17 protein-coding genes are annotated in these 18,947 nt (G+C 32.7%); 6 read left to right on the forward strand and 11 right to left on the reverse strand.

Annotation, left to right across the window (positions count from 1 at the left end):
* Positions 1 to 104: 104 nt before the first annotated feature.
* On the reverse strand, positions 105 to 464 hold the full coding sequence (trxA, locus tag BLW23_RS13940; RefSeq protein WP_093670862.1) for a thioredoxin: 360 nt from the start codon (positions 462 to 464) through the stop codon (positions 105 to 107).
* Positions 465 to 665: 201 nt separating this feature from the next.
* Here trxA and BLW23_RS13945 point away from each other — a divergent pair, with 201 nt between their 5' ends.
* The 4 genes from BLW23_RS13945 (at position 666) to BLW23_RS13960 (ending at position 6,635) form a co-directional block, all read left to right on the forward strand.
* Positions 666 to 1,241 (forward strand): Crp/Fnr family transcriptional regulator, encoded by a 576-nt coding sequence (locus tag BLW23_RS13945; protein WP_093670864.1) that lies wholly within the window; start codon positions 666 to 668, stop codon positions 1,239 to 1,241.
* A gap of 61 nt (positions 1,242 to 1,302) precedes the next feature.
* Entirely contained in the window at positions 1,303 to 2,082 is a 780-nt protein-coding gene (locus BLW23_RS13950) for an MBL fold metallo-hydrolase (RefSeq protein ID WP_093670866.1), read from the forward strand.
* A gap of 291 nt (positions 2,083 to 2,373) precedes the next feature.
* Positions 2,374 to 4,539: a prolyl oligopeptidase family serine peptidase gene (locus tag BLW23_RS13955; RefSeq protein WP_093670868.1), complete on the forward strand. Its 2,166-nt coding sequence runs from the start codon at positions 2,374 to 2,376 to the stop codon at positions 4,537 to 4,539.
* A gap of 38 nt (positions 4,540 to 4,577) precedes the next feature.
* Positions 4,578 to 6,635: a M13 family metallopeptidase gene (locus tag BLW23_RS13960; RefSeq protein WP_410529755.1), complete on the forward strand. Its 2,058-nt coding sequence runs from the start codon at positions 4,578 to 4,580 to the stop codon at positions 6,633 to 6,635.
* 92 nt (positions 6,636 to 6,727) lie between these two features.
* Here the strand turns inward: BLW23_RS13960 and BLW23_RS13965 are convergent, their stop codons facing one another.
* The 3 genes from BLW23_RS13965 to BLW23_RS13975 form a co-directional block, all read right to left on the reverse strand.
* On the reverse strand, positions 6,728 to 6,946 hold the full coding sequence (locus BLW23_RS13965; RefSeq protein WP_093670872.1) for a hypothetical protein: 219 nt from the start codon (positions 6,944 to 6,946) through the stop codon (positions 6,728 to 6,730).
* A gap of 90 nt (positions 6,947 to 7,036) precedes the next feature.
* On the reverse strand, positions 7,037 to 7,474 hold the full coding sequence (locus BLW23_RS13970) for a hypothetical protein (RefSeq protein ID WP_093670874.1): 438 nt from the start codon (positions 7,472 to 7,474) through the stop codon (positions 7,037 to 7,039).
* Position 7,475: 1 nt separating this feature from the next.
* Complete coding sequence (locus BLW23_RS13975; RefSeq protein WP_093670876.1) at positions 7,476 to 8,012, reverse strand: RNA polymerase sigma factor; 537 nt, start codon at positions 8,010 to 8,012, stop codon at positions 7,476 to 7,478.
* A 210-nt stretch (positions 8,013 to 8,222) separates the two neighbouring features.
* Here BLW23_RS13975 and BLW23_RS13980 point away from each other — a divergent pair, with 210 nt between their 5' ends.
* Positions 8,223 to 9,155: an ABC transporter ATP-binding protein gene (locus tag BLW23_RS13980; RefSeq protein WP_093670878.1), complete on the forward strand. Its 933-nt coding sequence runs from the start codon at positions 8,223 to 8,225 to the stop codon at positions 9,153 to 9,155.
* A 132-nt stretch (positions 9,156 to 9,287) separates the two neighbouring features.
* Here the strand turns inward: BLW23_RS13980 and BLW23_RS13985 are convergent, their stop codons facing one another.
* The 4 genes from BLW23_RS13985 to BLW23_RS14000 all read right to left on the reverse strand — a co-directional run bounded on the left by BLW23_RS13985 (position 9,288) and on the right by BLW23_RS14000 (position 12,251).
* The gene (locus tag BLW23_RS13985) at positions 9,288 to 9,851 is read right to left on the reverse strand and encodes a hypothetical protein (RefSeq protein WP_093670880.1); all 564 of its coding nucleotides are present in this window, start codon (positions 9,849 to 9,851) and stop codon (positions 9,288 to 9,290) included.
* A gap of 167 nt (positions 9,852 to 10,018) precedes the next feature.
* Entirely contained in the window at positions 10,019 to 10,585 is a 567-nt protein-coding gene (locus BLW23_RS13990) for an outer membrane beta-barrel protein (protein WP_093670882.1), read from the reverse strand.
* 92 nt (positions 10,586 to 10,677) lie between these two features.
* Complete coding sequence (locus BLW23_RS13995) at positions 10,678 to 11,130, reverse strand: 3-oxoacyl-ACP synthase (RefSeq protein ID WP_317039327.1); 453 nt, start codon at positions 11,128 to 11,130, stop codon at positions 10,678 to 10,680.
* 14 nt (positions 11,131 to 11,144) lie between these two features.
* Positions 11,145 to 12,251, reverse strand: coding sequence for an NAD(P)/FAD-dependent oxidoreductase (locus BLW23_RS14000; RefSeq protein ID WP_093671818.1), 1,107 nt, complete (start codon positions 12,249 to 12,251; stop codon positions 11,145 to 11,147).
* Positions 12,252 to 12,361: 110 nt separating this feature from the next.
* On the opposite strand from BLW23_RS14000, the gene BLW23_RS14005 reads away from it, so the two are divergent.
* Positions 12,362 to 12,835 (forward strand): hypothetical protein, encoded by a 474-nt coding sequence (locus tag BLW23_RS14005; protein WP_143032182.1) that lies wholly within the window; start codon positions 12,362 to 12,364, stop codon positions 12,833 to 12,835.
* A gap of 82 nt (positions 12,836 to 12,917) precedes the next feature.
* On the opposite strand, the gene BLW23_RS14010 is transcribed toward BLW23_RS14005, so the two are convergent.
* The 3 genes from BLW23_RS14010 to BLW23_RS14020 all read right to left on the reverse strand — a co-directional run bounded on the left by BLW23_RS14010 (position 12,918) and on the right by BLW23_RS14020 (position 18,938).
* Positions 12,918 to 13,826: an OmpA family protein gene (locus tag BLW23_RS14010; RefSeq protein WP_143032183.1), complete on the reverse strand. Its 909-nt coding sequence runs from the start codon at positions 13,824 to 13,826 to the stop codon at positions 12,918 to 12,920.
* Between the two features lie 106 nt (positions 13,827 to 13,932).
* Positions 13,933 to 15,474: an L-piperidine-6-carboxylate dehydrogenase gene (locus BLW23_RS14015; protein WP_093670890.1), complete on the reverse strand. Its 1,542-nt coding sequence runs from the start codon at positions 15,472 to 15,474 to the stop codon at positions 13,933 to 13,935.
* A gap of 287 nt (positions 15,475 to 15,761) precedes the next feature.
* On the reverse strand, positions 15,762 to 18,938 hold the full coding sequence (locus BLW23_RS14020; RefSeq protein ID WP_093670892.1) for a M4 family metallopeptidase: 3,177 nt from the start codon (positions 18,936 to 18,938) through the stop codon (positions 15,762 to 15,764).
* Positions 18,939 to 18,947: the final 9 nt, after the last annotated feature.

Genomic DNA, 18,947 nt, shown 5'->3' on the forward strand with positions numbered 1-18,947 from the left:
ACGATTTAAAATCCTGAATTTTGCTTCCGCAGTGATTATCACAGAGTTTCTTAAAACGTCTTATTTCAAAAAAAAAGTGATGCAAAATGCACCACTTTTTAATCTTACTTTTCAACTTTTAGAACATCCTTAATTATCTGTTCAATTTGCGTTTTAGGTAAAGCTCCATGTGCCATTTGCGGTTCATCATTTTGCGGGCAAAATAACATTGAAGGGATACTTCGGATTCCAAATGCTGCCGCCAATTCTTGTTGCGCTTCCGTATCTACTTTATAAATGGACACTTTTCCTTCATATTCATTACTCAAATCTTCTATAATAGGGGCAAGAGATTTACATGGACCACACCAATCAGCATAAAAATCAATAATTGCAGGTATCTCTCCTTCGAACGTCCATTCTTTATTTTTCTCATAGTTAAATACCTTTTCGAGAAAGGTTTCTTTTGTTAAATTCTCTGTCATTTTTCTTATGTATTGTTTTCTTAATAAGGCTTTAAGCAGTTGGTCGCTCAATATTTTTATAAATTACAACATTTACTTTTTATGTTGTTATAAGTTATTTTCCGAAGTTATGAATAATTTACTTCATAACTTAACAGCAAAAATAGGGCTAATAAAAATTATTAATTTTATATTTTTAAGCTATCATTTTAATTTCAACGAATGAATAATCTCCATGAAGTTTCGAACTTTTTTAAGACATCCTACCCTTTAAATGAGCACGGGTTAGAAGAGCTTTTCGGTTTATTTAAAACCGAGTTTTTTAAAAGGGGAGACCTCTTACTAAAGTCAAATACTAAAGAAAAGAAATTAAGGTTTCTTAATAGTGGTACTGTGCGGGAGTTTTATGCTGACAAAGACAGGGAAACTAATATTAATTTTTATATAAAGCCACAATTTATCTCTGATTTATTAGCATTTAACAACAACACCATCACGAATAAAAATCAAGAGTGTTTAACAGCTGTTGAAATACTGAGTATTGAACGCAACTCCTATTTTAAAATATTAGAAAAACACGAATGTGGAAAGTCATTCGTTACCGCTTCTTTTCAGAAATTACTGCATCAAAAAGAAATCATAGAATTCAATAGAGTAACAAAATCTCCAGAAGACCTTTATAAAGATTTATTTAAAAACAAACCACAATGGTTAAAAGGTATTCCTCAATATCATATTGCATCCTATTTAAATATAACACCCGAAACACTTAGTAGAATTCGAAAACGTATTTCTTGATTTGAATCAATGTGTAAACTTTCTTTATGATTGAACTTTGCTGTATATTAAAAATTAAGTCATGTTGAAAATTCATCACCTTAGAAATGCCACCTTGATTATTGAAACGAATGATCATGCTATACTCATTGACCCAATGCTTGGAAACAAAGGAAGTCTTCCCCCTTTTGCAGTATTCAGACATAAAGCAAAAAAAAATCCAACCGTTTCATTACCACAAAACAGCGATGAACTACTCAAAAAAGTAAATTATTGTTTGATCACTCATTTACATCCTGATCACATTGACAATGAAGGTGTCAAATTTCTTAAAGCACGTAATATTCCTGTTAGCTGCAGTAATAGAGATGAAAAAGAATTAAAAAAAAGAGGGTTGAATGTCGTTCAAAGTTTGAAATACTGGAATAAACAACCTTTTTTAAAGGGTACTATTGAAGGTATTCCTGCAAAACATGGTTACGGGTTCATTTCAAAACCCATGGGAGATGTAATGGGGTATTACTTAACCTTAAAGGAAGGAAAGACTATCTACATAACTTCAGATACTATCTATACGAAAGATGTAGCTAGAGTATTAACAGAATACAAACCCGACATCAATGTTTTACCCTGTGGAGAAGCCCGTTTCGACTTATTCAAACATTTAATTATGACCAAAAAGGACATTCTTAATTTTGTAAAGAATTCATCTGGAATTACAATTGCTAATCATATGGAATCAATTAATCATTGTTCCCTTACTAGACATCAATTAAAGGCGTTATTAAAAGAAAACAACCTTCTTAAAAAGGTAATAATACCAAAAGATGGAGATACTATTTCATTAGAAAACCTTCTTTAAAAAACCTTCAATCTCACAGTATATTAGTATTTAAATTACTTTTAGTTATGCAGAAAATGTACTAGTAAGCAAAAATCAGTTTATGTACAAAGTACCTGAAAATAGATCCCGTTTTTTATAAACGCTCATTACTTAGAAAAATCAAGTTCATTTCTTGCCGTCATAAAATGCCTTTTTTGAATCAAAAAAATTACTTTTTTATGTTATTTTATGTTAAAATCCTCATAAAATGTAACATCTCTGGTTTTTTTTCATCTAACTTTGGAAGAATTTTCTAACTATTTCTACACAATGAAAAAAATTATATTTCCCGTTCTTGCTGCAAGTTTTATACTTGTGTCTTGTGAGAAACCAGTAAACAAAATAACTAAAAGAGATATCGCAGTGACATATCCAGCAACTGATAAAAAACCAATTGTCGATGACTATTTTGGAACAAAAGTTACCGACAACTATCGTTGGTTAGAAGATGATAGAAGTACCGAAACTGAAAACTGGGTAAAAGCAGAAAATGAAGTTACTTTTGATTACTTAAGTAAAATTCCATATCGTACACAATTAAAAGATCGCTTGTCTGAACTATGGAACTTCGAAAAAGTAGGAACTCCATTTGAAGAAGGAGAATATACTTACTATTTTAAAAACGATGGTTTACAAAACCAATATGTACTTTATAGGACTGATAAAAATGGAAAAGATGAAGTATTCCTCGATCCAAATACCTTTGCAGAAGATGGTACAACTTCATTAGGAAATTTAAGCTTTACCAAAGATGGAAAAACACTCGCTTATTCAATTTCAGAAGGTGGAAGTGATTGGCAAAAAGTAATTATTATGGACGCCGAAACTAGAGAAATTAAAGGTGACACTTTAGTTGACGTTAAGTTTAGTGGTATTTCATGGAAAGGAAATGAAGGTTTTTACTACTCTAGTTATGACAAACCCAAAGGGAGTGCATTATCAGCTAAAACCGACCAACATAAACTATATTTCCACTTATTAGGAACACCTCAAAGTGCTGATCAAGTTATTTTTGGTGCAACTCCGGAAGAAAAGCATCGTTACGTTGGTGGATCTTTAACTGAAGACGATAGATATCTATTAGTTTCTGCTTCTACTTCTACTTCAGGAAATAAATTATTTATTAAAGATTTATCAAATCCAAAAAGCAAATTGACTCCTATCATAAACAATTTTGATAGTGACACTTATCTTATAGAAAATAAAGGGACTAAGTTATATTTAGTTACAAACTTAAATGCTCCAAACAAGAAAATAGTTACTGTTGACGCTAACAATCCAACTCCTGAAAACTGGAAGGACTTTATCCCTGAAACTGAAAACGTATTATCGCCCTCAACTGGCGGTGGATTCTTCTTTACCAAATATATGGTAGATGCGGTTTCAAAGGTGTTACAATATGACTATGAAGGGAAACTTATTCGTGAAATTAAATTACCAGGTGTTGGAACCGCTGGAGGATTTGGTGGAAAAAAAGAAGAAAAAGAGTTATATTTTTCTTTTACAAACTATAATACTCCGGGATCATCTTACAAGTATAATGTAGAAGAAGGAAGTTATGAATTATACTGGAAGCCTTCTATTTCTTTTAACTCTGACGATTACGAAAGCAAACAAGTTTTCTTTACTTCAAAGGATGGAACAAAAGTTCCTATGATTATTACTCATAAAAAAGGACTTGAATTAAACGGTAAAAACCCAACAATTTTATATGGTTATGGAGGTTTCAACGTTAGCTTAACTCCTGGTTTTAGTATTGCAAATGCTGTTTGGATGGAGCAAGGTGGAGTTTACGCAGTACCTAACTTAAGAGGTGGTGGTGAATATGGGAAAAAATGGCATAATGCAGGAATTCAAATGAAAAAACAAAATGTTTTTGATGACTTTATAGCTGCAGGAGAATATTTAATTGAAAGTAAATATACATCATCTGATTTCTTAGCTATTAGAGGTGGTTCGAACGGAGGTTTATTAGTTGGTGCTACCATGACACAGCGACCAGATCTAATGAAAGTAGCTTTACCTGCCGTTGGTGTTTTGGACATGTTACGTTACCACACATTTACTGCTGGAGCGGGTTGGGCTTATGACTATGGAACTTCTGAACAAAGTAAAGAAATGTTTGATTACTTAAAAGGATACTCACCTGTTCATAATGTGAAATCAGAAATAGAATATCCTGCAACTTTAGTTACCACTGGAGATCATGACGATAGAGTAGTGCCTGCCCATAGTTTTAAATTTGCCGCTGAATTACAAGACAAGCAAAATGGAAATAACCCTGTCCTTATTAGAATTGAAACCAATGCTGGTCATGGTGCTGGAACACCGGTAGCCAAAACTATTGAGCAATACGCTGATATTTTTGGATTTACTTTATTTAATATGGGATTTGACAGCTTACCAAACCCACCAAAATCAAAAATCAAATCTTAATAAATATTATAAGCAAAATGAGGACTTTTAAAAAACTAATGTTTACAACTGCAATTGCATCTTTAGGTGTGATTGCTTGTAAAACAGAACAAAAACCCGACGAAAAAGTTCAGGGTATTGTTTTAGAAAACATGGATACTTCTGTAAAACCCACCGACGACTTTTTTAGGTTTGTAAACGGTAAATGGGTTGATAACACCGAAATTCCTGCGGATAGAACTTCATGGGGAGGTTTTGGTGAATTGAGAAAAAAAACAGATGCTGACGTACTTGTTATTCTAAATGAAGCTATTGAACAAGGGAATTTTCCAAAAATAAAAGATGCTAACGGTAATGAAATAGATTCTGACCAACAAAAGGCAGTGAACTATTATGAAACGATAATGGACACCGTTGCAAGAAATAAAGCTAGTAAAGAACCTGTATTACCTTTTCTTAAAAAAGTTGATGAGATAGCGAGCTTTGATGACGTTCAAGAATTTATTACCAACATGGCTCCTTATGGCGGTGTAGGTTTTTATGGTTTCGGAGTGTTCAACGATCTTAAAAACAGCAACATGAACGCTGGATACATGGGAGCTGATGGTTTAGGATTAAGCCGCGATTACTATGTAGATGAAAAGGTTAAAGACAAGCTTGAAAAGTATCAGGTTTTTGTAGCTAAAATGTTACAAGAATTTGGAGACGATGAAGCTACGGCCCAAAAGAATGCTGCTACCATTGTAGCCTTTGAAAAAAGCCTTGCAGAGCCAAGAATGACGAAAGAAGAAAGAAGAGATACTCGTAAGATTTACAACCCAATGACTGTGGAGGAATTGTCTGCTTTATCTCCTGCTATCGATTGGGAAGCTCATTTAAAAGGGTTAGGTGTTGAATCTTTAGACAAAGTTATTGTTACCGATCCTGGGTATTTTAAAGCCATGAGTGATGTTCTTAAAAATAGTTCAATTGAAGATATAAAATTACTATTACGTTGGAACGTTATTAACAGTGCCTTAGGTTTATTATCTACTGATTTAGAAAAAGCTAATTGGGAGTTTTATAGCAAAGAAATGAGAGGAGCTAAAGAACAACGTCCAAGAGATGAGCGTGCTTTAGGAAGTCTTAATGGTGCTATTGGTGAAGCTCTTGGAAAATTATATGTAGACAAGAAGTTTCCGCCAGAAGCCAAGAAGAAAGCTAAAGAAATGATTGATAATGTAATGCTTGGGTTTGAAAAACGAATCAATGCATTACCATGGATGAGCCCAGAAACAAAGAAAAAAGCCTTAGAGAAATTAAATAAACTTACGGTTAAAATTGCATACCCAGACAAATGGAAAGATTATTCTGAGTTACAAATTAAAGGCCTTAAAAAAGGAGGGACTTATTTCGAAAATTCAATTAATGTTAGCCAGTGGAATTTCAACAAAAACATTGGAAAACTAGGGAAAGAAGTAGACAGAAGTGAATGGGGAATGTCTCCTCAAACTGTAAATGCGTATTTCAATCCTGTAAATAATGAAATCGTATTCCCTGCTGCTATTTTACAACCTCCTTTCTATAATTATAAAGCCGATGAAGCTGTTAATTATGGTGGTATTGGTGCTGTAATTGGGCATGAAATTTCTCATAGTTTTGACGACTCTGGTGCACGTTTTGATGGTGATGGTAACTTAAAAAACTGGTGGACTGAAGAAGATTCAGAAAAATTTGGAAAAGCAGGTGAAAAGTTAGTCGCTCAATTTGATAATATTATTGCAATTGACAGCATGCACTTAAATGGAAAGTTTACTTTAGGTGAAAACATTGGAGATTTAGGTGGTATTCAAGCTGCATATGAAGGTCTTCAAATTTTCTTAGCGAAAAATGGCCGTCCAGAAAGCATTGATGGTTTTACTCCTGAGCAAAGGTTTTTCCTTTCATGGGGAACCATTTGGAGAACTAAAATGCGTGATGAAGCTCTTAGAAACTTAATCATGACAGACACACACTCTCCAGGGATGTATCGTGCTTATATGCCTCTTAAAAACGTAGATTCTTTTTATAAAGCTTTTGACGTTAAAGAAGGTGACAATATGTATTTAAAACCAGAAGATAGAGTTAGAATCTGGTAAACCTATATAGTTTATTTATAATAAAATGCCGGCTTATAGTCGGCATTTTGTTTAGAACTCTTTTAAACTTTTTGAGTTTAACCGAGTTCATATTAATCTGCAAGTTCTACGCAAGAAAAACCTGCCCTTTCAACCTTATTTACAATTTCTACTTCCTTTATAACATCAGTCGTTTCAATACGTAAAACTTTATCTACATCTTCAAGATCAACGGACACGTCAAGTATATTAGTATCTAAAACAAAAGTGTCATTTATAGATTTTACTTTATACTTTGTATTAATATTTGTTTTGAATATAAATAATTTCATCTTTCTAATTTTCAGAATCTATAATTATATTGATTCAATTCTTAAAAGTTTTGCCTTTAATTATTATGTTTTAAAGCAATTTTAGATACTTTAATTGTTTTCCTTATCATCATCTTGTTTTTCTACATTTCTTCGGTTTAAATAGTTTTTATAAGCCTTATTTCCCTCTTCCTCCCAGAACTCATTGTAGTGTTCCCATTCTGAAAAATTACCTTTACAATTCTTTTCATAATACGATTTAAACTTATGTTTTCTTCTTTTCTTTGATGAATGTTTGGACCTTTTGTTTCCTCCACAATCCCCTCCTCCAAAGCCGAAAATAATTTTGGCCAACACGAATAACCCAACTCCTTGCCAATAGTTCACCGCTGGCAAACCAAAAATATCTGGCATTAGAGCATTCCATAACCACATAATTAGGTATCCAAATAGAATTGCTAGTCCTGCAACAGCAATCGTAATAAAAACTATTTTTCCAATAAACATTCCTGGTGACTGTTTATCCATTTTGTCTTTAAATAAATTCATTTTATCTTATTTTTTCTTTCTTAATTTTCTTCAATAATAACCCCAAAGCTCTATGCCTTCTTGACATTAAAGTTCCTATTGGAATATTGAGTTCTTCCGCCAGTTCTTTATAAGAATACTCTTCAAAATCGATCGCAATAATAATATCACGATACATGGGTTTTAAACTTTCAATAGCCATCTTAAGTTCTTCCTTTGTCCTTTCAGAATATTCATTATCAGGTTTTCCATAAATCAATTCAGTAAGTTCAATCAATTTTGCTTCCTTAATGTCTTCATCATATTTCGAAAATTTATTTTTTCGAAAGCCATCAATAATTCTATTCTTTAAAGATCGATACACGAAACCAGCAACATTGTTTATAGAGCTATACCCACTTGCAGAAGCAAACAGTTTTAGTGCTACATCTTGAATAATGTCCTCAGGATCTTGATGGATACTTTGTTTAATTTTCGACCCAACATACGACTTAAGAACATAATATTCTTTATCAAAAAAAGCTTTAAGTTTTTTTACATTTTCCGATTCGTGGTTCATTTAGAAGCTTTTTAAATCGCTTTTCATTAATAACGACGTGTTATTCTTATTCTATTGCATTTTTTTGAAATTATTTTCATATTTTTTTTCTTAATAAAAGTACGCAGTACATATTATCAGCTTCCTCAAAGGAAACTATTTATTTTTGAATGCTAAACTAAATCTACGAAAGACATATTATAGCTATTATTGATTTCTTATTTTTGCCGAATGCTTGAGGTAAACCACATTTCATTTCAATACCCCAATCAAGAACAAACTCTTGAGAATATCAATTTCACTTTGAATAAAGGTGAGCATTTATGCATTATGGGTGAGAGCGGTTCAGGAAAATCTACGCTTCTTAAAATAATTTATGGGTTGTTAGATGTAAATCATGGAACACTTTACTGGAATGAAAAACAAATTTTGGGTCCTGCCCATCATCTTGTTCCTGGAATGGACTTTTTTAAATATGTTGCTCAAGATTTTGATTTAATGCCTTATACAAGTGTTAGCGAAAATATTGCTAAATTCTTATCTCGATTTTATCCTGAAGAAACGCTAAAACGAACAAAAGAGTTATTGGAAGTTATTGAAATGTCGGAATTTGCTCATGTTAAAGTAAAGAATTTAAGTGGGGGGCAGCAACAAAGAGTGGCTATTGCAAGAGCTTTAGCCAAAGAACCTGAACTATTATTACTCGATGAACCCTTCAGTCAAATAGATAACTTTAAGAAAAATTCACTCAGAAGGAAGTTATTTAAATATTTAAAAGAAAAGGATATTGCTTGTATTGTTGCAACTCATGATGGAAACGACGCCTTGTCTTTTGCCGATAAAATGATGGTAATAAGGAACCACATTATTATTGCCAATGACACTCCTGCCAATCTATATAAAAGTGTAAAAGAAAAATATGTTGCTGCTTTGTTCGACGACATCAATGAGGTAAGTATCGAAGGAAAAGTGCAATTATTATACCCACATCAATTTCAAGTTTCAAAAGAAGGATCGCTGAACGTATCGGTCGTAACATCTTATTTTAAAGGCTCGCATTGGTTAATTGAATCTCTATATAATAATCAACCTTTGTTTTTTACAAACCCATCGAGTATTGACGAAAAAAAAACAGTTCTGCTAAGAGTGCAAAACTGTTTATGATTAAAACAACTGATTCGATTGACATTCATCGTATATATAACAACCTTATACACAGTTACCCTACCACTCTAATAGATTAGTTTCGAAGGATAGAACTTTCGAAGCAGAAGTTTATTGGATTATTGATTAACTCTAAAGCTTGAATCCTATTCTTAAATGCAGATTTAAAGCAAGACCTCCAGAACCATTTAGTGAGTAATTTCTATTTTTAAAAACATAACCATATCCCATACCAATACCTGCTTCATAATTAATATACTTTCCTATATTTCTTCTAATTCCCCAAGTAGGTATAATGGATATTCCATCTAAAACAACAACGTTATCATAATTAGAAATGGTAAACCAGCTGGGATTGTAAGATGTTTTTATTGATAGGAAATTCCCGCTATTTCCATCAATTCTTCTCGCCTTTTCTTGTCGTCTGTCCAAATTATAATACCAACGAGGCTCTAAAGTTACAACTGGTGTTAATAAAAAACCAGTTCTCTCATAATAACTTCCACCCCAAATTCCTCCATCTAATCCTAATTCGGTTCGTAAAACGAATGAATCGTTTAGCTTGCTTTCATTGTGTACCCAAATTCCTAAGAATCCTGTTTGTACACCAAAAATTGATTTTTCAACACTTGTTTTCTGGGAAAACCCAGCAATCGAAGACATCGATAGAAAAAAAATGAGTAAGTATTTGTTCATAATAGTACGATTTAATTTTGCGAACTATTAACAAGAATCATTCCTTTTCATTTATTAATTAAAAAAGTTTCATTACTAATCAACTCCAAAACAGCATAAAAGCTAATTTTATTCAATGAAATGATTACTAATGAAACTAAGTTGTTTTCCTAAGGCTCAAAACCTTCCTAGAAACTTGGCTTTTTCCAAAGTCGAAATGCTAAGCCAACTTGAAAGTAATTGAAATCGTAATTAATAGGTTCGTTTTTGTAAGTATACCCTCGACTAGTTAAACTATGAGAATATCGAACCGTTGCTGCAATGCCTTCAGTTATATTAACTCCTGCACCAATCATAAAGTTAATTCCTGAATTTCCCATGAAGGCTCTGTCTAGAATTACATCAAACATGGGGCCCGCTTGTAAAGAAATTTTTTCTGTAATAAAAAACTTTGTAATCAAAGGAATTGCAATCGTATTAAAGCCAATACCATCACTAAAGGACATTGTATATAAAAATTCTGGTTGCACATGGAATCTTTCGCTTAACTCAATATCAGCGAAAAAACCAACCATAAAACCACTATTGTTATACTGACCAGCATCATCGCTTGGCATAGAGATTTGATAACTAGTATTGTTATAACCTATAATAATTCCTTTATCGTCAATACAGTTACATTTTCTGTATTGACCGTTTACATTAGTAATGACAGTTAAAAATAGAACTAGAAGAAAAATTTGCGTACATCTCATTTTAATGGGGGGATAAAATTTAACGCTGCGAATTTATTGGATCTAAGACCCAGTACAAATTTTGTAGTAGATTTGAAGTAGCTCTTTTTCTGTTAATCTATTCTTTCTATAACAATACTTTTATCTTTAAATTTCAAGCTGTCTTTTACCGTTTTTCCTAATAAAAGGCCTCCTATTGGAGATGAAACAGAAACGGCGAAGTAAGTATTACCAGAAAGTTTAATCTGTCCAGCGGAAATACTCAAAAAATAAGTTCCAAGATTTGTTTTAATCATACTTCCTAAACAACTTATATCTGATTTTTTTTGAACATCAATTTTCGCTAAAGTTTCTTTCATAAGCCTTATTCCTTCGAGCTGCTGTCCTGCTTTTTCCATTTCCAATTGTAACATGGCTCTTCCTGTTTCATGTTTATCGCCAGCAGAACTTTTAGTTTCAGACATCAACGCCTTCTTATTCGATTCTATCGTATTCTCAACAGTCTGTAATTGTTTATTCACAAACTCAACACATTCATTATATATTTCTTCTTTTAACTCTTCCAAATTTATTAATTTAATTATACCAATTCAGCCAATTCTTTTCCTACAATACTTCCAATCGCCACTCCCATTCCTCCTAATCTGACTCCGCAATATACATTGTTTGAAATTTGCTTTATAATCGCCTTCTTTTGAGTACCTACGCCCATAATGCCGCTCCACCTATGCGCTATTTCTATCTTTTGATTTGGTAAAATAGTTTCTTTGAGAATTTCTTCTAGTTTATTTTGTATTAATTTCGTTTGGTTGAAACTTGTGGTTTCTTCCGCCTTAAAATCGAGGTTTCTCCCACCTCCAAACAATATGCGATTATCAATATTTCTAAAATAATAATAGCCTTTGTCTAAATGAAACGTTCCTTTTATAAATAGGTTTTCAATTGGTTTTGTAATTAATACTTGTGCTCTTGCAGGTTTTACTTCTTCATTTAATAAACTTTTACTAAAACCATTTGTTGCCAGCAATAACTTTTCAGTTGTAAATTCAACTCTGCTTGTTTTTATAGAAACACCGTTTAAATTATCATCAAATTTTATAACCTCGGTAGCGTTTATAATTTGAACACCTAAACTCATCACTTTCTTCAAAAGTTCTATAACCATTTTACCAGTATCTATTTGTCCTTCAAAAATATTGGTTATATAACTATTATAGATATTAGCAAAATTGAAAATATTTTTCTCTGTTTTAAAAACTGATCGTTTAAATAATGGATTGAGTAAGCTATTTATATCATTTTTCTTTTCTAAACATTCATCAAAAAGCTTCGAGTCTAAAAACAGTTCATATCCTCCATTCTGTTGAAAATTAATCTTTTTATCACCCAGATTTTTCCTTAAAAGTTCCAATCCATTCCAACGTTTCTTCACCAGATTAAAAACCTCTTCTTCGGAATGGTTCTTCAGATCATCAATTAATTCAGAAAGGCTTCCAAAACATGCAAAACCAGCATTTTTACTACTAGCTCCTTGAGGTAACACTCCTTTTTCAAGAATTATAATCTTCGCTTTTGGATATTTCTGTTTAAGATATAAAGCACAGTTTAAACCTACTATCCCACTCCCTACAATAGTGAAGTTAACATTCGTAAACCACTCTTTTAATTCCCAATAACTATAACTCAACATTTTTTAATCAGTAATAAATTAGTATTTTGGCACACTACTTGACCAAACAATTATAATCCTCAGTTATAAAACGAGGAAAAACGGATGTGTAATTTAAATTTATTCCTGTGAAAATAATGAAACTCTTCGGTATTTTATTTTTTGCTCTTGGTTTTACCCAATGTGCAAGTCAAAAGTTTGAAAACAAACCACCATTTACCATTACAAGCGCGGTTTACACCAATATTTCTGGTGGGATGCCAGGTAATAATTCGGTAGATTTAAGGTTAACTTTTTCAACTAGTAAAGAAATTGAGTTTGATCAATTATTCTTTATAAATCGTACAACAAAAGCCGTTTTGGAAACAAAAGGTAAAGTACAATATATTATAGGAAGATATAATACATCTCCTAAAAATTCAAAATATGACTTAGAGCTTCATGGAGATTCTAAGAAAGAATATGGAAATAAGCCTTCATCAGAAAGTTTTCCTTTTAAATTAAAAGAAAATGAAGCCGTTCTAAGTTACAAAGATGGCAATAAGACTAAATACGTTAAAATAGAAAACATAAAGAAAGGAAAACGAATTTTTATGCAGTAACTCGTTTTTCTTTCAAACAAACTTAAAAAGCGGCTAAAAATTAATTTTTAGCCGCTTTTTTAATACAATTATCTATTGTATTTTATTTGTTCAGAGCAACATCTGATCTTCTGTTTTTTGCTCTTCCTTTCTTTGTTTTATTGTCTGCAATGGGCGTCGTTTCACCTTTTGAAATTGCTTTTAAACGATCTTCTAAAATTCCACTCTTCGTAAAGTAGTCTTTTAAGAAATTCGCTCTTTCTTGCCCTAAATACATATTTCTTTTTGCACTACCTGTGTTATCAGTATGTCCAGTTATTAAGCAAAAAGACTGATCAACCTTATCTAAATAAGTAGAAATGTTTACAATTTTTCTACGCTGACTAGGATCTAGCTTTATTTTAGTTTTCCCTGTTTCAAAATTTAAAACTAGTGGGTTTTCCTCAATATCTTTAATAATACTAGCTAATAGTTTTGAATAATCTTTTGATTTTCCAACACTTAATTTTAAAGGTTTTTTAATATTATCATCTTCATCTACTTCTAAATCATCTCTTAACTCACCTTTAACATCAATTAATTTTGTAGGAATTCCCTTTTTTGAAACATAATTTTTAAACGAAATGGCTCTTGCTAAACCTACATTTGGAAACACTGAGTTATTGGTTTCATCACTTGTATAATACGATATAATTGACAACGATTTTTCTTTTTCCGAAACTAAATATTCCTTTAACTGATCAAGTTTTTCGTCTAGCTCTTCCGATACTGATGAATTAAAAGTAATGCTAGATTTTTTAAACTTTACTCCTCCATTCACTGGAATAGTGATGTTGCCATCAGCATCTAAAACTCCAAAACTTATTGAAGGCTTTGGCTCTTCTTTCGGAGGTTCTGGTATTTCTACTTTGGCTTCCTTAACAACCTCATCATTACAACAAAGTTTCCAACCAAAATACGCACCAAGAAGTATAACAAGTAAAATTCCAATTAGGTAAAATATTCTCTTCATTTTCAAAAAAATTAAAATTAAATAGTTTTCATCTATTGGAAACAAATGTAAAAAAAAGTCACATCAAAACGATGTGACTTTCAATATAACTTATTCAAATACTGCATTATAGATCAAATTTTATTCCTTGAGCTAATGGTAAATCTGCTGTATAATTGATTGTATTCGTTTGGCGACGCATGTATACTTTCCAAGCATCAGAACCAGACTCTCGTCCTCCTCCAGTTTCCTTTTCTCCACCAAAAGCACCTCCAATTTCGGCTCCTGAAGTCCCAATATTTACATTAGCAATCCCACAATCAGAACCAGCATGAGATAAGAAACGTTCAGCTTCACGTAAATTATTCGTCATAATTGCCGATGATAATCCTTGAGCCACTCCATTTTGAACGGCAATTGCATTTTCAACACCTCCTGAGTACTTTAGTAGATATAATACTGGAGCAAATGTTTCATGTTGAACAATTTTAAATTCATTTGATGCTTCGGCAATAGCCGGCTTTACATAGCACCCGCTTTCATAACCTTCTCCTTCAAGTACCCCTCCTTCAACAACAATATTTCCGCCTTCATTAACAACGTTTTCCAAAGCCGCCTTGTACATTTCAACAGCATCAGTATCAATTAATGGTCCAACGTGGTTATTTTGATCTAAAGGGTTTCCTATTTTTAATTGTTTGTAAGCATCGGCTACTGCGTTTTTTACCTGATCATATACAGACTCGTGTATGATTAAACGACGTGTTGAGGTACAACGCTGTCCAGCAGTCCCTACCGCTCCAAAAACAGCTCCAATAACTGTCATTTTTATATCAGCGTCAGGAGTTACTATAATAGCATTGTTTCCACCTAGTTCAAGTAAAGATTTACCTAAACGACCTGCTACTTCTTTCGCTACTATTTTACCCATACGAGTAGAACCGGTAGCAGAAACTAAAGGAATCCTTGTATCTTTCGAAAGAAATTCACCTACTTTATAATCACCGTTTATTAAACACGAAATACCTTCAGGTAAATTATTTTCCTTTAAAACTTCCGCGATAATATTTTGACATGCTACTCCACATAAAGGCGTTTTTTCAGAAGGCTTCCAAACGCATACATCACCACAAATCCAAGCTAAAGCTGTATTCCATGCCCATACCGCCACTGGAAAATTAAAAGCCGAAATAATTCCTACAACTCCTAATGGATGGTACTGTTCATACATTCTGTGTCCTGGACGTTCAGAATGCATAGTTAAGCCATGTAATTGACGTGATAGACCAACTGCAAAATCGCAGATATCAATCATTTCTTGAACTTCTCCAAGCCCTTCTTGGTATGATTTACCCATTTCATAAGAAACAAGCTTACCTAAAGCCTCTTTTTTCTCTCTTAACTTCTCTCCAAACTGACGAACAATTTCACCTCGCAGAGGAGCTGGCATTACTTTAAATGTACTGAACGCATTTGTAGCTGCTGCCATTACTTTTTCATAATCTTCTCTAGTTGAAGCCTTAACCTTTCCTATTAACTTACCATCTACTGGTGAATATGATTCAATAACTTCACCGTTAGAAAAATTTACTGTTCCTGTAGATGTTCCTTCGTTTATTTCTTGTAAGCCTAAGTCTTGAATGGCCTTATCAATACCAAAATCAGTCATTTATTTTAAAGTTTAATTATAAATTGTACTTTTATTGAAACAAAGCTACAAATAAATTAGTTTTATAATAATTAAACAATTAAAAGAATTATGTTTGATTTTAAAACAAATTGTTTAATTAGTAAAAGTCACCTGTACTATAACATACAGATGACCCTATTAAATTTAAAAGCTTATTTAAACTTTCGCTACTTTGTTACATCAGTTTAGCATACCAAATGCCCTTCACATGAAATACCTTATGATATAAATAAGACAGCCTATCACCTTTAAATTCATTTCAAAAACTATTTAACTATCAATTTTTGAGAAATTCCATTTACATATATGATATAAACTCCTTCTTCTATTCCAGCCATGTCTACTTTTATATTTCCTGAATTAAAAGGTGATGCTTCTCTATTATTTTTCAATAAAACATTTCCTGATAAATCTAAAATTTCGATTTTTAATTGCTCTCCTTTTTCATTTTTCACATTAATATTTAACGTATTATTAGTAACAGGGTTCGGTGCCACCTTATAAGAAAAAATCGAGGAATTTGTATTTGAGCATGGCCCCAAATTAGTCCAATATCCAAATGTTGGCGACCACCATACAGTGATTTGTGCTTCCCAAATACTTCCGTTAAAAATAACTTTATCTCCTTTTTGGTAAAATACACCACTTTGATAATCAAGTATACCATTACAACCACCACCACTACTTTCAGTAGTAAAACTAATAATATTAGAGAATGGAGCCTTCTTACCATTAGAACATATATAAGTAACTCTAACATCATATTCTGTAGCTTCCTCTAAGCTATCAATAGAGTACCTTGTTCCTAATAAATTAACTGAAGTATAAGTTCCTGAAGAAGCTTTTTTGTATTGAAGTTCATATGCCTCGATTCCTGTCACTGATGACCACGTAATTTGAGCACCAGTTTTTGTTATGTTTGAAGCATGAACATTTGACACAGCATCACAACTAGGAGTGTCATCTGTTAGTGTAGTAAAAGTAATTACTTCTGAATATGGAGAATCAGTTCGCAACGAATTTACCGAACCTGAACAAGCACCTAAGTCATTCCACAAGTATGAATAAACACTTCCTGTTGGAGGGATATTATAAACTCCATCGGCATTACATTCATACTTTCTTCCATTATAAGTAACTCTATCTCCTGAATAATATATTTTTGGATATGTTTGATAAGTATCTAAACCATCACATCCTTCATCACCTCCACCTTCACAAGTATATTTTATTCTCACATTATAGGTAGTTGAGGTATTTAAATTGTTTAATACGTTACTATTTGAGCTTACATCCATAGCTGTATATGAATTACTACTCGCTGTTTTATATTCTAAAACATAAGCATTAATGTTCGCTTTAGCATTCCATGATATTGAAGCAGAAGATTTCGTAATATTGGAAGAATTAACCCCAGTTACAGCATCACAAGTTGGCGTGACCGTATCTTTTGTTTTGAAAGTAACTACATTTGAATAAGGAGCTAATTTGCCTTCGCATGTGTACGTTACTCTCACTTGATATGAAGTATCACTACTCAAACCAGCGAGTCCTGTTGACACTCCATTGACAGAAAGTTGTGTATAATTGCTCGATGAAGATTTCTTATACTCTAATCGATAGCTTGTTACTGAAGAAACAGAGCCCCAACCTATTCTTGCTCCTGATTCCGAAACATTCGTAACTGACAAACCTTTTACGGCATCACAATTATTAGTGCTACAACCTGACCCAGAATACTTGGCACCGATACCAACAGCATACATAGCATTGGTAGTAGCGACCAATTCACACGAATTTGCACCATATAAATCCGTAGCAGCACTAATTACCGCATTTCTTGCAGATACATAGTTTGAACTAGAGGTTAAATATCTTGTAAGTGCTCTATAAGCTACTTGTGCGGCCTTTTCAATTCCAATTCCTTTTACATTATATGAACTCCCTTTATCGTTAGTTCCTTGCTTACCTTGAGATAGTATATAAAACCAATGGTTTAGAACACCACTATTCACATGAACTCCTCCATTATCACCTGTGCCTGTATACCAATTTGTTCCTTGATAGGTATCGGGCTGTCTGTGTTGTTTTGGATTCGATAACGACCTTTGGAAAGAAATATTCTCACCTAAAGTCCAAACATTAGAATCTAATCTATTAAACACATAATATTCAGCATAACAGCCAAAAATATCACTAAAGCCTTCATTCATGGCTCCGGACTCATTTCTATAAACTAATCCTGCCGATGTTTGTGTTACTCCATGAGCAATTTCATGACTAACTACATCAAGAGGAGTGAATGGAGAACCACTTGAGGCATTTCCGAAATATGTCCAAGACCCTACCCAAAACGCATTATTAGTTAAATTTTGTCCAGTTGCATTTACAAAAATATTCACTTTGCCCCCTGAACCATTATATCCGTTTCTTCCGAAGTCGTCCTTAAACATATCCCAAGTTTCTTGAGCTCCCCAATAGGCAGCCATATAGTAGCCTTCGTTTCCTGATCTTCCAAATCCATTAGGAGTATTGCTCGAAATAACAGCGCCACCTGTTGGAGGTGTATTACTAAAACCAATGTTTTTCCCATTTAAATTAGTAATTGATATATTCCTGTTTCCCGTTTGAGAAGCCAAATATCTTCCTGGCGCCCCAGAAATATCGATACTTTTTGTTCCATAAAACCCTGTTTGAGTAGAACCTCCAATAAAAACCTCATCTCCTCCATTATGATGATTGTGATCTTTACAAGGCGTTGGACTACCATTTAAGAAAGCAGAATGCTTTAAATCTTCAGCAAAGACTATATTTCCATTGGAAGTATCAATATATACCTTTTTTCTATCGAATGGTTTTTTAGAGTATATATCGAACTTATAAGCCAACTTTAGCTTTGATATATCTAAATGATTTCCATCACAAACATAAACCAAAGTCTCCAACACTCCTATATTCGTTTTCTCTTTTTCTTTTTCCCATAGAAAGGCATTCCCTCCCATGAATTTCTTGGCATTTTTTAAAGCTTGTTCGGCAGAAATACTGGATCTTACCGATAGATTTCCTTTTTCTGGTGAACTATTCTGAAAAATTTCTCCATTTGCAGAATATACTATACCATTTCTCAAATGAAAAATAAAGAATGCGTTTTCCACTGGATAGCCGTTCAAATATTGCTGAACTTTCAAATGAGTAATTCCTAACTTATCTGTTTCTCTATTAACCTCCTTAAATAGAAAGGCTTCGTCAATCTTCAAAGTACCATATAAAAGTTCTCTGAAATTATTAATACTAATGTTTTTTTCAGAATCAATCTGCAAAAACCTGGGAGCTAACCCTTTTTCTCCATTTTGAATGACATTTATGCCTTCTTGGCCAAATGTTACACCAATTGTCATTGCTAAAAACACAATAACAAAAAGTCTATTTAGTTTTATTTTCATTATTAGAAA

Origin of the sequence: Tenacibaculum sp. MAR_2009_124, from assembly GCF_900105455.1 — a bacterium.
In the GTDB taxonomy this organism is placed as follows: Bacteria; Bacteroidota; Bacteroidia; order Flavobacteriales; family Flavobacteriaceae; genus Polaribacter.

Coding starts and splice junctions, on each gene's coding strand:
- trxA (WP_093670862.1), bottom strand. CDS start 464: ATGACAGAGAATTTAACAAAAGAAACCTTTCTCGAAAAGGTATTTAAC.
- BLW23_RS13945 (WP_093670864.1), top strand. CDS start 666: ATGAATAATCTCCATGAAGTTTCGAACTTTTTTAAGACATCCTACCCT.
- BLW23_RS13950 (WP_093670866.1), top strand. CDS start 1,303: ATGTTGAAAATTCATCACCTTAGAAATGCCACCTTGATTATTGAAACG.
- BLW23_RS13955 (WP_093670868.1), top strand. CDS start 2,374: ATGAAAAAAATTATATTTCCCGTTCTTGCTGCAAGTTTTATACTTGTG.
- BLW23_RS13960 (WP_410529755.1), top strand. CDS start 4,578: ATGTTTACAACTGCAATTGCATCTTTAGGTGTGATTGCTTGTAAAACA.
- BLW23_RS13965 (WP_093670872.1), bottom strand. CDS start 6,946: ATGAAATTATTTATATTCAAAACAAATATTAATACAAAGTATAAAGTA.
- BLW23_RS13970 (WP_093670874.1), bottom strand. CDS start 7,474: ATGAATTTATTTAAAGACAAAATGGATAAACAGTCACCAGGAATGTTT.
- BLW23_RS13975 (WP_093670876.1), bottom strand. CDS start 8,012: ATGAACCACGAATCGGAAAATGTAAAAAAACTTAAAGCTTTTTTTGAT.
- BLW23_RS13980 (WP_093670878.1), top strand. CDS start 8,223: ATGCTTGAGGTAAACCACATTTCATTTCAATACCCCAATCAAGAACAA.
- BLW23_RS13985 (WP_093670880.1), bottom strand. CDS start 9,851: ATGAACAAATACTTACTCATTTTTTTTCTATCGATGTCTTCGATTGCT.
- BLW23_RS13990 (WP_093670882.1), bottom strand. CDS start 10,585: ATGAGATGTACGCAAATTTTTCTTCTAGTTCTATTTTTAACTGTCATT.
- BLW23_RS14010 (WP_143032183.1), bottom strand. CDS start 13,826: ATGAAGAGAATATTTTACCTAATTGGAATTTTACTTGTTATACTTCTT.
- BLW23_RS14015 (WP_093670890.1), bottom strand. CDS start 15,474: ATGACTGATTTTGGTATTGATAAGGCCATTCAAGACTTAGGCTTACAA.
- BLW23_RS14020 (WP_093670892.1), bottom strand. CDS start 18,938: ATGAAAATAAAACTAAATAGACTTTTTGTTATTGTGTTTTTAGCAATG.